This window comes from Jeotgalibaca caeni (assembly GCF_028863945.1).
GTDB lineage: Bacteria > Bacillota > Bacilli > Lactobacillales > Aerococcaceae > Jeotgalibaca > Jeotgalibaca caeni.
This window is the reverse complement of sequence record NZ_JARBEA010000036.1, coordinates 14,975-28,461: the sequence shown is the minus strand read 5'-3', so window position 1 is coordinate 28,461 and position 13,487 is coordinate 14,975. Positions and strand designations below refer to the sequence as shown.

The following is a 13,487-nucleotide window of genomic DNA, read 5'->3' as shown; positions in this document are numbered from 1 at the left end:
AACGGAAAAATTCATTTGTCTCTTTGTGTTTTTCACAAAAGGGCCAAAGGCCCATCAACACTTAATATTCTAGAGCCTTTTTTTATAACCGAAAGAAGCAGGTAGAACCCTCTTATGAGGAATTCTACCTGCTTTTTTTTTAGAACGAGGGGGTTAGTAAGGACGCGTAGAGAATAATGCTGGCTCCTGATAAAATACTTAGGTATGTGTTCGTCCGAATTTGTTGGCGGAAACGTGTAAAAGCTAAAGGCGTCAAGTAAAATAATTGAAAAAGAAAGAAAGCTAGTTGTCTTCGTAATACGGTGTCGGTCGCTTGAAAAAGTAGAAAGATAACGAATAGAGAAGAACCATATAGTCCAATTAAGAAAAGCAATAACTTCTTTTTAAGCATGCGTTGATAAAAGTCATTTTCTTGAAACTTTTGGATAAAGTTCTTCTGCTTAAAAACAATAGTTAGGCTCAAAAGCAAGACAATTGGTAGCAGGAAGGGAATTAAATGAATCGTAAGATAACTCGTTTGTGCATAGAAAGCTACCTGATTCAAAATGATCGCTTGAAAAAATGCTTGGAGCAGCAAGTACCAGATTGTTTGTTCTAAACCAAGTTGTTGATGATAAGTGATAAATAAGAAAATAAGATAAAGCAGCAACAAGAAAGCCGCAACGATATTGACCGCATTGCTAAATAGGAAGATGAATAACGCTAAGAATAGAAGGGCAACACCACCAAATGTAGGGATGGTATCAATTTGACGTTGTTGTTTTTTGATGAGGTATCGCTCCAATATTGTCGTACAAAGTAGAAAAAGATAAAGGAGCAAGGTTGGATAGAACTGAAATGATTGTTGCTTTGCTCCCAGTACCACTCCTGCAAATAGAAGTGGAAGAGGGGAAAGCACCCAAATCAAAAAAGGATTGCGAATAAAACGATTGACTGTATTTTTTGCTTGCAGCATAAAAGTGACTCCCTTCTATATCCTATTCATTCTGATTGTACCATATAATAAATAATAATTAGTAATAGGTTAGAAAGAGTTCACGATATTAAGAAAAGATTGATTTTCCCAGTGAAAAAGCGTATAGTTTAGCTGTTGCTGTTTAAAAGGCGAAGCGCAATATCCCGATAGGATCCAGTTAGATGGAGAGGCCTTGTAACCAAAAATATGGGGGAATACATATGGTAGAAAAAAGATTATTTACATCCGAGTCCGTTACAGAAGGACATCCGGATAAAATTGCAGATCAAATTAGTGATGCAATTCTTGATAAATTATTAAGCATGGATAAGCAAGCACGTGTGGCTTGTGAAACAATTGTAACAACCGGTTTAGTGATGGTATTCGGCGAGGTTACAACTTCCGCGTATGTGAACATTCAGGAAGTTGTCCGTGAAACGGTTACTGAAATTGGATATACAAGAGGAAAGTATGGATTTGACGCTGATAACTTGGCTGTTATGGTATCTTTAGATGAGCAGTCGGATGATATTGCTCTTGGAGTCAACCAATCTTTTGAAATCCGTGAAGACAAAGATACAGTAATGAGTGAGACAAAACTGATTGGTGCTGGAGATCAAGGCTTAATGTTTGGTTTTGCTATCAATGAGACGGAAGAACTTATGCCATTACCAATCAGCTTGAGCCATAAATTAACCAAGCGCTTATCAGAAGTTCGTAAAGATGGCACGATGCCGTACTTACGTCCAGATGGAAAAGCACAAGTTACTGTAGAGTATGATGAAGACGATAAACCATTGCGTGTTGATACAATCGTATTGAGTACCCAACATGATGAATTTGTAACTTATGCTGAATTGAAGTCAGATGTTATGAAGCATATCATTGAAGCGGTTATTGATTCAACATTACTCGATGAACAAACTAAATATTACATTAATCCAACAGGCCGTTTTGTAACAGGCGGACCAAAAGGCGATTCTGGTTTAACAGGTCGTAAGATTATTGTAGATACCTACGGCGGATATGCACGTCATGGTGGTGGAGCATTTTCTGGTAAAGACGCTACAAAAGTAGACCGTTCAGCTAGTTATGCAGCACGATACATCGCGAAAAACATTGTAGCTGCGGGTATTGCCGACAAATGTGAAATCCAACTTGCTTATGCAATTGGTGTAGCAGAGCCGGTTTCGATTGCAGTTGATACATTCGGTACAAGCACGATTTCAGAACAAGCAATCATTGCAGCGGTTCGTGAAATCTTCAGCCTTACACCAGCTGGAATTATTGAAATGTTGGATCTAAGACGTCCAATCTTTAAAAAGACAGCTGCATACGGTCATTTTGGTCGTGAAGATGTTGAATTTACTTGGGAAAATACCGATAAAGTAAGCATTCTAAAAGAAAAATTGAATCTAGCTTAAAATAATCCTGTTTCGTACTTCATGTGTGAAACAGGATTTTTTAATAGATTTACTTTTTCCGTTCAATCGCAAGGACAAAAGGCGGGTTATTTTTTTGGTTTAAGAATTGATACAGTAATACATCATATTCTTTCTGATCCAGTTGACTGACATAATCTACTAATGCATTTTTCTCTGCTTCTCCTGCAGGATGGCCGCTGTAAACGACTACTACAAGAAGAGAACCTATCCGGAGCCGAGGCAAAAGGAAAGAAATACTCATTAAAGTCGAATCCTTTTGGGTCGTAATTTCTTTATCCCCACCTGGTAAGTAGCCTAAGTTGTAGATTGCTCCTCCTAATTCTTTATTGGGAGGAAGAAAATCAACGGCCTGGGCATGGCTAGCGTGATGTAATTCTACTTGAGGAAGAAGGCCGGTGAGGAGCAGTTTTTGTTTCGTTTTCTCTATGGCTGTTTCCTGTATATCGAAACCAATAACTGTGCCGGTTTTTCCTACTAGAGAAGCTAACAGAACGGTATCATTACCATTCCCAACAGTACCATCGATTACGATGTCTCCTGGAATAATTGATTTTTTTAATAAGCTATGACTGAAGGCGACTGCTTTTTCTAACATATAAGAAACTCCTTTAGGTTTTATGTTCTTTTATCGTAGCACATATATTACAAAATGGTTACATTTTTTACATTTTACAATATTCTCACATTCTTAACAAAAAACAACTTATAATGACATTAGTTTATAAAGCGACAGTTTGAACTTGATAGGAGTGGTATGTGTTGGAACTTTCAAGAAAGCAATGGCACGCAATGAAAAATAAAAAAGAATTAAAAGATAAAGTGATGCAAACCGCCGCAAAAATGAAAAAAAGTGTAGCGTTTATTAGTACATCTGTTTTGGTTGCTCCGATTGTTTTGCCTATGCAAGAAGCAAATGCAGAGGAAAAAAAGACATCGAATCAAGTAGAAACAAAGGTGCATGGAAATGCTTTTTTAAATTCTATTGTAACCCCTGCTAAGAGCATCGCACAAAAGAACGACCTTTACGCGTCTGTCATGTTGGCACAAGCAATCCTTGAAAGTGGTTGGGGACAAAGTGGATTAGCATCTGAGCCTAATTATAATCTTTTTGGGATCAAAGGAGATTATAACGGTCAATCTGTCGAGAAGAAAACATTAGAAGATAATGGAAAACAAGAATACTATGAAATCACAGCGAAATTCCGTAAATATCCTTCCTATGCTGAATCATTGGAAGACTATGCCGCATTATTGCGAAATGGAACAAGCTGGGATCCAGAATATTATAGTGGTGCTTGGAAGAGCAATGCATCAACTTATGAAGATGCAACGACTTACTTAACCGGGCGTTACGCTACAGATACGGCCTACGCAACAAAATTAAATAAAATTATCGAAGCGAATGGGTTAACGAGTTACGACACCCCTTCTACTGTGGCACCTACAACTCCTGTAGTGAAGCCATCAACACCAGTTGCATCTGGAAGTTATACGGTTCAAAGTGGCGATACCTTGTATGGCATTGCAACAAGACATGGTATTTCAGTTGTTCAACTGATGGAATGGAACCAATTGAATAGTTCAATGATTCATCCTGGTATGAAATTATTGGTTGCAAAGAAAGTAACGCCTGCACCTGTGAAACCAGTTGAAACAGTAAAACCGGTAGAAAAACCAAAACCAGCCACACAAAATTCTTATCAAGTAAAAACAGGGGATACCTTATGGGCTATTTCACAAAAATACCAAGTTACCCCAGCTCAATTAAAAGAATGGAATCAACTGAAAAATGAATTGATTCATCCAGGACAGATCCTAAAATTGGCTGCAACTAAAGTAGAACCAAAACCAGTTGTAACAGAGCCAGTGAAAGAGAGCAATCCAACTCAGGCCACACGTAATTCTATCAATGTATCGACTGGCGATACATTGTACAGCCTTGCTACAAGAGCGGGCCTATCCGTTGCTGAATTAAAGGCCATCAATCAATTGGAATCAGATTTGATTCATCCAGGCCAAACCCTTTATACGCAAAAAACTGCACCTGTTGTAAAAGAAGAAGCACCAAAACCAGTTGTTACTCCAGTAGTAACGGGAGAATATATTGTTCAAAAAGGCGATACTCTTTATAAAATTGCACAGCAGGCAGGTGTTTCTGTCACCCAGATAAAAGAGTGGAACCAATTAAATTCTGATCTTATTTTTGTTGGTCAGTCCCTTCAAATGAAACAAAATGCTGCAGTACAAACTCCAGCACCAGCGAAACCAACGAATACGTATCAAGTCCAAAAAGGCGATACATTGTATTCAATCGCTAAAAGACATAATATTTCATTAGCTGATTTACTAGCATGGAACCAAATGAACAGCTCCATGATTCACCCGGGTCAAAACTTGCGAGTAAAATAACAGTGTAGAACGCATCTTGAAAAAATTTGAATTTCTTGGTAAGATACATCCAATAAGAAAAAAATGATGAGAAGGATTAGTAGAGAAGGAAATTCCCTAGAGAGTGCATGGTTGGTGGAAATGCATGAATGAAATTCTTGAACTCGCCTTTTAGTTGCAATGCTGAATATAGTAAGCTTTGCCGGGTCGCCTCGTTACAGGCATGATAAGTTATAAAATAGGTGGTACCACGAGATCAATCGTCCTATAAACCTTCCCAAGGGAGGTTTATAGGCTTTTTTTGTATTAAAAATGAATTTCAATTACTAGCACAAAAAAGGAGCAAATGGAAATGACGTACAATCATCAAACGATTGAGAAAAAATGGCAAAAAACTTGGGCACAAAAGCAAACCTTTAAAACGGAACAAGGGTCAACAAAACCTAAATATTATGTGTTGGATATGTTCCCTTATCCTTCTGGTCAAGGATTGCACGTAGGACATCCAGAGGGATATACGGCAACAGATATCGTTGCACGCTGGAAACGGGCACAGGGATTTAATGTACTTCATCCGATGGGCTGGGATGCATTTGGTTTGCCTGCAGAACAGTATGCTTTGGATACAGGAAATGATCCAGCCGAGTTTACCGCACACAACATCAAAAATTTCAAACGCCAAATTCAATCACTTGGATTCAGCTATGATTGGACACGAGAAATTAACACAACAGACCCAAATTACTACAAATGGACACAATGGATTTTCACCAAACTATTTGAAAAAGGATTGGCCTATGAAGCTGAAGTATCCGTTAACTGGTGTCCTGCTCTTGGAACCGTACTTGCTAACGAAGAAGTAGTCGATGGAGTCAGTGAACGTGGCGGACATCCTGTATACCGCAAACCAATGCGTCAGTGGATGTTGAAAATCACTGCATATGCAGATCGTTTGATTGATGATTTGGAACTAGTTGATTGGCCAGACAGCATCAAAGAAATGCAGCGCAACTGGATCGGCCGTTCAGAAGGTTCGAACGTTACGTTCCAAGTGAAAGACCATGACCAAAACTTTACCGTGTTCACTACACGTCCGGACACCTTGTTCGGCGCAACATATGCCGTAATGGCTCCAGAATTGCCGCTCGTGCAAGAAATTATGAGCGAGGAGCAACGGGAAGCGGTAGAAGCATATATCGCGTCTGTCGCAACGAAGAGCGATTTAGACCGTACAGATTTGGCAAAAGAAAAAACGGGTGTTTTCACAGGTGCTTATGCTATCAACCCAGTAAACGGAAAAGAAATGCCGATTTGGATTTCAGATTATGTTCTTTCTACTTACGGAACGGGAGCGATTATGGCTGTCCCTGCTCACGATACGCGTGACTACGAGTTCGCTAAAATGTTTGGTTTGGAGATTATTCCTGTTCTAGAAGGCGGAAATGTGGAAGAAGAAGCGTACACAGGTGACGGAGCACATATTAATTCTGATTTTCTGAACGGATTGGATAAAGAAACAGCAATCCAAGCCATGAATGAATGGCTAGTAGAAAAAGGAATTGGAGATAAAGTAGTTTCCTACCGTTTGCGTGACTGGTTGTTCTCCCGTCAACGTTATTGGGGCGAACCAATTCCTGTCATTCATTGGGAGGACGGCACAACTACAGCTGTTCCAGAAAATGAACTACCTGTGCTACTGCCAAAAACAGACAAAATCCAACCAAGCGGTACTGGTGAATCGCCCCTTGCTAATTTGAAAGAATGGGTGGAAGTTACTAACCCAGAAACGGGTATGAAAGGCCGCCGTGAAACAAATACCATGCCACAATGGGCAGGCAGCTCTTGGTACTTCCTTCGTTTCATGGATGCGCACAATAAAAATGAACTTGTTTCAGAAGAAGCACTTTCCTACTGGGGAAATGTGGATCTATACATTGGCGGAGCAGAGCATGCCGTTCTGCATTTGTTGTATGCCCGCTTCTGGCATAAATTCCTGTACGATTTGGGAATTGTGAAAACAAAAGAGCCATTCCAAAAACTGTTCAACCAAGGGATGATTCTTGGAGAAAACAATGAAAAGATGTCCAAATCTAAAGGAAACGTAGTAAATCCAGATGATATCGTAAATGAATTTGGTGCAGATACACTGCGTCTTTATGAAATGTTTATGGGGCCATTGGATGCCAGCACTGCTTGGAGTGAAAAAGGAATCGAAGCAAGTCGTCGATTCTTGGACCGCGTATGGCGCTTGATGATTGATGAAGAAGGCAAAGTACGAGACCGCGTTACGAAGGTAAACAAAGGTGAACTTGATAAAGTTTATCACCAAACCGTGAAAAAAGTGACCGAAGATTATGAGCAACTTCATTTCAATACAGCCATTTCGCAAATGATGATTTTTGTTAACGAAGCCAACAAAGCAGAAGCATTGCCAGTCGATTACATGAATGGCTTCGTGCAATTGCTCGCACCAATTGCACCGCATTTGGGAGAAGAGCTATGGGAAAAACTGGGCAACACAGACACCATTTCCTATGCAGCTTGGCCAACATATGAAGAAAAATTCCTAGTTGAAGATGAAGTAGAAGTCATTTTCCAAATCAATGGGAAAGTGAAAGCACGTGAGATGGTTGCCGCTAATCTTTCTAAAGACGAGTTAACGGACATCGCTCTCCATCACGAAAAAATTAAAGAAGAGATAGCAGGAAAAACGATTCGCAAAATGATTGCTGTACCTGGTAAATTGGTAAACATCGTAGCGAATTAATTTCATGAAACAGCAGCTAGGAGTATGGCTCTTAGCTGCTGTTTTTTCGTTTTTTAGTCAAAATGGACAAGTGAACGGTTAAAAAGTAGGCTACTTGTCCAATAAATCGATTTTTGGACAAGTGAGTATCTGAAAAATCACTCACTTGTCTAAATTTAAAAATAATGGACAAGTGAGCTAAAAAGATGGCTCTCACTTGTCCAAAAGCGACTGTTCTAACGAATCACGAGCACTTGACCTACTCGTAACAAATTCGGATTGGTTAGTTGGTTCAGGGTCACTAAGCGTTGCACGGTTGTTCCGTAATGCAGAGCGATGGCATATAAGGTATCCCCAGCTTTTACCGTATAAAGAACGGTTGTAGCAGGTGGTGGGGAAGTTGCTTGACTGGGAACTTTTAATACTTGTCCAATGCGTAAAACATTTGGATTGGCTAAATTATTTATGGTTACGAGAGTTTGAACGGTAGTTTTATAGCGCAAAGCGATGGCGTACAGTGTGTCACGAGCTTTTACTGTATAGGTACTTGTATTCGCTGCAGGAGGAGGAGTCGTTCCGGGAATTCGTAAAATCTGACCCACATGAATGAGGTTAGGGTTCGTAATACCATTATGAGCAGCAAGTTGAGAGACTGTCACGCCATAGCGAAAAGAAATCGAATAAAGGGTGTCTCCCGAACGGACCGTATAAGCTGTTCCAGAACCAGGAGCTGGTACATTTGGATTTCCAGTTACTTTCAGTAGTTCGGAGAGGGTTACAAAACGGTACCCTAGCTTTTTCAAGGCTGGTATGATTGTTTCCAGTGCCGGGGGTGTACCGCTGGCTCCAGCTCCCGTATGCATCAAGATGATTGTACCGGGAACAATATTTTTTAACACCCGATTACTAATGTCCTGAGCTGAATTACCGGTCCAGTCGATTGAATCGATGTTCCAGTGAAGGGTATAGGTATATCCCGCATTTCCAACTGTTTGTAATACGGTTTGATTGGTCGCTCCATATGGCGCACGGAAAAACGGTTTGGTACTGACACCCGTTAGATTTCGAATGATTTGATCTGTTTTTGTCAGCTGATTCACCATTTCGACAATAGAAATCTGAGTGAAATAAGGATGACTATAGGAGTGATTTCCAATATCGTGTCCCATATTGACTGCATCCCGAATCGATTGTGGATGATCCGTCGCACCAGCACCAGTTAAGAAGAAGGTAGCTTTGATATTGTGTTTTGCTAAAATTGATAAGATACGATTGAAATTTGTCCCATCCGAGCCATCATCAAAGGTAAGTGCAACGACTTTTTCGCTTGTGTTGGCTTTCGTAATAAACTGAGAGGGTGCAGCTTGAATAGGAGGAGCGATTAGGAAGAGGAGCAGCAGGAAGGTGAGTATCGTGCTGACTAAAGAGGTGGGTGTCTTTTTCATGATGATCCCTCTTTTCTTATTGCCCAAACGAAGCATGCAAGGGACAAAGTGTTGAAGGAAAATGAGGAGATTGATGGCTGTAAAGCATAATATTTTCTAAATAAATTATACCATACAACCGCTATTTAGTTAACATTTAAGTTTTATGTGTTCTTTATTTTTGGAATTACAGGACGCTATGGTGAATAAAGGAAAAAGTGATGTACTTTCCTGATTTGAAAAGATGTATTTGTTTGGTAAAATAATTTGAACGCACTGAAATGAGAGAAAATCGAGGTTTGATTACGATGCAAGAATACAAAACACGAAGTGAAAGAAAAAAAGCGGAAGCCATGAAGCAGCTTCCAAATATAGTAGATGAACAAATGGATATACTAAACCAAGAAAGTCCAGTAGCGCTGGAGTCTCCCTTGGTAGAAATAGAACCAGAAGAAGATTCTGGTAATGATAAAATTGTGCAAGGTACCTTTTGGATGACCTTTGGCAGTATCTTTTCTCGCTTACTAGGAGCTCTTTATGTTATTCCATGGAATGCGATGCTAGGAGGAGGTAAAGAATTCGGGAATGCCCTCTTTGCAGTAGGGTATACGCCGTATCAACTTTTCCTTTCGATTGGGACTGCAGGATTTCCTTCTGCTATCTCCAAACAGATTGCCCATTATAACGCAAAGAAACAATATCAAGCAGGGCAAACTCTGTTTAAGAAGACTGCACTGTTTATGATCGGGACGGGAGTCGTGAGCGCACTATTGATGTGGGTACTTGCTCCCTTGATTGCTGCTTACAGCCCGAGCGGTTCGGTAGAAGACAGTACGCTGGTTATTCGTTCGTTGGCTCCAGCCTTGCTTGTCGTACCGGTTATGAGTTTGATTCGTGGATATTTCCAAGGGTTTCAAGACATGGTACCTTCTGCCATCACACAAGTAGTAGAGCAAATCGTTCGAGTTGCTTATATGCTACTCGCTACCTTTATGGTGATGCGCGTTTTCAGTGGGTCAGTGCCTGTCGCAGTTGCTCACTCGACCTTTGCCGCCTTTGTCGGAGCACTTGCTTCTTTGCTGATGTTGATGTGGTATTACCAAAAACATATGAAAAAATATCGCCCATTATTTGAAGCATCAACGACGACGGTTACGGTCGATACCGGTTCAGCAATCAAAGAAATGATTAGAGAAGCGATTCCTTTTATCGTTGTTGGTTCTGGTATTACATTCGGGAAGTTCATTGATCAGTTTACCTTTGAACCGTTTATGTTGGCGGCGACAGAACTTGATAAGATTACGATTGGTGAGCTGTACGGAATATTCAGCTTCCAAGCCGACAAACTGATTATGATTATCATTTCCTTGGCGGTGGGGCTTGCTGCAACCTCCATACCCCTATTAGTAGAGAATTATATCAAGCAAGATCAGTTAGTATTAGGCAACCAGATTCGTAAAATATTCGAGTTGTTTACCTTTGTCATGTTCCCAGCAGCATTGGGGATGATGGTAGTTGCCAGACCTATTTACAGCTTGTTCTACGGCGTTTCAGAGTTTACGCCAGTAGCAGTCAATCTCCTGCAAATTGCTTCTGTTATGAGCATTATTTTAGGAGCATTCACAATTACGACTTCTATCTTGCAGTCATTCGGTAAGCACAAAATAGCCATCCTCTATCTAGGAGTGGGACTTGTTGTAAAACTTGTGATTCAATACCCGTTGATTCGGATTTTTGAAACAGCTGGTACGTTGTACGCAACTAGTATTGGATTCTTAGTAACAACTATTTTATGTATCATTTATATTTACAAACTCGTACCTTTCAACGTAAGAGGCACTGCCAAAAATCTAGGAATCATTTCCCTTATAACAGGGTGGATGGTTGCTACGGCTCATATTACCCACATTTTATTGAGCACTTTTTTAACCTCAGACCGGAAAATAACTGCTTTACTGATGGTACTCATCATCGCAGCGGCAGGTGGACTGGTATACATTTACCTAGGCTTAAAAACGCGTGTTGCAGATGAAGTATTGGGTGCACGAATATCTGGACTACGTAACCGACTGAAAACCAAATAGGAGGGATTTCTTGCGCTTAGATAAGTATCTTTCTCATACTGGATTTGGTTCGCGGAAAGAAGTAAAACAATTACTAAAGAAAAAAATCGTTCAAGTGAACGAAACCGTTCAAACAAAAGGGGAATTCTCCGTTCATCCTGAAAAAGATGAAGTGAGGGTGGATGGAGAAGTAATTCATTATCAAAAATTTGTCTATGTCATGCTTCATAAACCAGCTGGTGTGTTGAGTGCCACAGAAGATTCCAGACAGAAAACAGTCCTTGACTTATTGCCGATTGAAATGCAGCATCATCAACTATTCCCAGTTGGCAGACTGGATAAAGATACAGAAGGTCTGCTTCTCTTAACCAATGACGGAGAGCTAGCACACTTTTTACTTTCCCCACGTCGACATGTATCGAAGACTTATTATGCAAAAGTAGATGGCTTGATGGATGAGGCAGATCAAAGAGCATTTGAAGCTGGAATCACGCTGGAAGACGGCTATGAATGTCTCCCAGCCGAGCTAGAAATAAAGCGAGTAGATGAAGAACAGCAACAATCAGAAGTTTGGATCACCATTCGAGAAGGAAAATTCCATCAAGTCAAACGGATGGTCGTCCAATGTGGGAAAGAAGTTCGTTACCTCAAACGCCTTACAATGGGGTCGCTTGTCCTTGATGAAAACTTGAAAAAAGGTGAATATCGTTTCTTAACGGAATCGGAACAAAAGAGTTTAGAAGAATTTCTGCCTCAGATTGAAAAATAGAGGTATAATGGTAAGATAAAAGTAGTAAAGAAGAGGATGTGTCGCTATGGAAATTAATTGGAAAAAAGAAGTAGAAGCACGAAAAGAAGCGCTTTTAGAAGATTTATTTACAATTTTACGAATTGACAGCGTTCGAGATGACGCAAAAGCAACTCCAGAAATGCCAGTAGGTCCTGGACCAAAAGAAGCATTAGAAGCTTTCCTAGCAATCGGTAAACGAGATGGCTTCGTAACGAAAAATGTTGGAAACCTAGCAGGTCACATTGAATACGGTGAAGGCGACGAGTTAATGGGCGTTCTTGGTCACGTGGACGTTGTGCCAACAGGAACTGGCTGGGATACCGATCCATTTGAGCCAATCTTAAAAGATGACCGCATTTATGCTCGTGGATCCAGTGATGATAAAGGACCATCTATGGCTGCTTATTATGCCATCAAAATTATTCGTGACTTAGGATTGCCTGTTTCAAAACGCGTCCGTATGATTATCGGGACCGATGAAGAGAGCGGCTGGCAATGTATGACTCATTACTTGCAACATGAAGAAATGCCAGACTTTGGCTTCTCTCCAGATGCTGACTTCCCAATTATCAATGGTGAAAAAGGAAACATCTCTTTATATGTACGTTTTAGAGGAGATGTAGCAGGCGGAAAGAATGAATTAATCAGCTTTGACGCTGGACTACGTGAAAACATGGTTCCACAAGATGCGACCGCTATTTTTAAGAGTCAAGAAGCCGAACAAATCGAAAAAGACTTCTTTGAATTCTTAGAAAACAACCCAGTAACGGGAACACTTGATGTAGAGGGTGACCAAGTAACGATTCAACTAGTTGGGAAAGCTTCCCACGGGATGAATCCAGCTGGTGGAAGAAACGCTGGTACCTACTTGGCAACATTCTTGAATAACTATTCCTTTGGCGGAGACGCAGGAGAGTACTTCCGTTTGATTGCAGAATATATTCACTTAGAACACACTGCAGAAAAATTAGGACTTTCCCACACAGATCCAGTAATGGGTGAATTGACGATGAATGCTGGAGTATTTACCTTCGCACCAGAAGTAGGGGGCACCATTGCCTTGAACTTCCGTTACCCGGTCGGAGTCACTGCAGAAGGTTTAGAAATTAAAACCGAAGCAATGTTAAGTGAATTCGGTGTAACGATTGAAAAGAGTGCGGGCAAATTACCACACTACGTACCAGCAGACGATCCATTGGTAAAAACGTTATTGGATGTGTATGAAAAACATACAGGCCTAAAAGGAAAAGAACGTTCCATCGGTGGAGGTACATATGGTCGCTTAATGGAACGCGGAGTAGCTTATGGCGCTTTGTTCCCAGATAGCATCGACACCATGCACCAAGCAAATGAATTCTTGGCCTTGGATGATTTACTAAGAGCAACTGCCATTTACGCAGATGCGATTTACGAGTTGATTAAATAAACCAAATAACCCGATAGAAAAAGATAGAGAGCACACTAAGATGTGACTCTACCTTTCTCTATCGGGTTTTTACTTTTTCCAGTTTTTTTATGAAATGAAGCGATTAACATTACGTTTGTGTTACAAAAGTTACGAATTGTTTATGAAGAAAATTTGAACATTATCAATAAAATGAGACAAATGTTCAACTTCCTTCTAATCGAGGTGCTTTTTTATCAATGTTTCGTTCTATAAAGAACGCTTTAGGAAG

At 40.4% G+C, this 13,487-nt stretch carries 9 protein-coding genes, 1 riboswitch and 1 other annotated feature; of the genes, 6 read left to right on the top strand and 3 right to left on the bottom strand.

The genetic code is table 11. From position 1 onward, the window contains the following. Positions 1-139: 139 nt before the first annotated feature. On the bottom strand, positions 140-955 hold the full coding sequence (locus PVE40_RS08530) for a hypothetical protein (RefSeq protein WP_274731479.1): 816 nt from the start codon (positions 953-955) through the stop codon (positions 140-142). A gap of 149 nt (positions 956-1,104) precedes the next feature. Further along, positions 1,105-1,179, top strand: a riboswitch (SMK box riboswitch). Here PVE40_RS08530 and metK point away from each other — a divergent pair. Then, entirely contained in the window at positions 1,177-2,379 is a 1,203-nt protein-coding gene (gene metK, locus PVE40_RS08525; RefSeq protein WP_274731478.1) for a methionine adenosyltransferase, read from the top strand. (Overlaps the previous riboswitch by 3 nt.) 49 nt (positions 2,380-2,428) lie before the next feature. Here the strand turns inward: metK and mnmM are convergent, their stop codons facing one another. Further along, positions 2,429-2,995: a tRNA 5-(aminomethyl)-2-thiouridylate-methyltransferase MnmM gene (gene mnmM, locus PVE40_RS08520; protein ID WP_274731477.1), complete on the bottom strand. Its 567-nt coding sequence runs from the start codon at positions 2,993-2,995 to the stop codon at positions 2,429-2,431. 164 nt (positions 2,996-3,159) lie between these two features. On the opposite strand from mnmM, the gene PVE40_RS08515 reads away from it, so the two are divergent. Then, complete coding sequence (locus tag PVE40_RS08515) at positions 3,160-4,809, top strand: muramidase family protein (protein WP_274731476.1); 1,650 nt, start codon at positions 3,160-3,162, stop codon at positions 4,807-4,809. Between the two features lie 57 nt (positions 4,810-4,866). Next, positions 4,867-5,059: a binding site (T-box leader), on the top strand. Positions 5,060-5,140: 81 nt separating this feature from the next. After that, entirely contained in the window at positions 5,141-7,555 is a 2,415-nt protein-coding gene (gene leuS / locus PVE40_RS08510) for a leucine--tRNA ligase (protein WP_274731475.1), read from the top strand. A gap of 215 nt (positions 7,556-7,770) precedes the next feature. Here the strand turns inward: leuS and PVE40_RS08505 are convergent, their stop codons facing one another. Next, a complete protein-coding gene (locus tag PVE40_RS08505; RefSeq protein ID WP_274731474.1) occupies positions 7,771-8,979 on the bottom strand; it encodes a LysM peptidoglycan-binding domain-containing protein in 1,209 nt (402 codons plus the stop codon). A gap of 260 nt (positions 8,980-9,239) precedes the next feature. Here PVE40_RS08505 and PVE40_RS08500 point away from each other — a divergent pair, with 260 nt between their 5' ends. Genes PVE40_RS08500 through pepV form a run of 3 tightly spaced genes read left to right on the top strand, consistent with a single transcriptional unit; the run spans position 9,240 to position 13,237 of the window. After that, a complete protein-coding gene (locus PVE40_RS08500; protein ID WP_274731473.1) occupies positions 9,240-11,042 on the top strand; it encodes a putative polysaccharide biosynthesis protein in 1,803 nt (600 codons plus the stop codon). Between the two features lie 10 nt (positions 11,043-11,052). Continuing rightward, a complete protein-coding gene (locus tag PVE40_RS08495) occupies positions 11,053-11,790 on the top strand; it encodes a pseudouridine synthase (protein WP_274731472.1) in 738 nt (245 codons plus the stop codon). Positions 11,791-11,836: 46 nt separating this feature from the next. Next, positions 11,837-13,237, top strand: a complete 1,401-nt coding sequence (gene pepV, locus PVE40_RS08490) for a dipeptidase PepV (protein WP_274731471.1) — start codon at positions 11,837-11,839, stop codon at positions 13,235-13,237. The last annotated feature ends 250 nt before the right edge of the window (positions 13,238-13,487 follow it).

What these genes read in the sequence shown, in the direction of transcription:
- PVE40_RS08530 (WP_274731479.1), bottom strand. Translation starts at nt 955, where the DNA reads ATGCTGCAAGCAAAAAATACAGTCAATCGTTTTATTCGCAATCCTTTT.
- metK (WP_274731478.1), top strand. Translation starts at nt 1,177, where the DNA reads ATGGTAGAAAAAAGATTATTTACATCCGAGTCCGTTACAGAAGGACAT.
- mnmM (WP_274731477.1), bottom strand. Translation starts at nt 2,995, where the DNA reads ATGTTAGAAAAAGCAGTCGCCTTCAGTCATAGCTTATTAAAAAAATCA.
- leuS (WP_274731475.1), top strand. Translation starts at nt 5,141, where the DNA reads ATGACGTACAATCATCAAACGATTGAGAAAAAATGGCAAAAAACTTGG.
- PVE40_RS08505 (WP_274731474.1), bottom strand. Translation starts at nt 8,979, where the DNA reads ATGAAAAAGACACCCACCTCTTTAGTCAGCACGATACTCACCTTCCTG.
- PVE40_RS08500 (WP_274731473.1), top strand. Translation starts at nt 9,240, where the DNA reads ATGAGAGAAAATCGAGGTTTGATTACGATGCAAGAATACAAAACACGA.
- pepV (WP_274731471.1), top strand. Translation starts at nt 11,837, where the DNA reads ATGGAAATTAATTGGAAAAAAGAAGTAGAAGCACGAAAAGAAGCGCTT.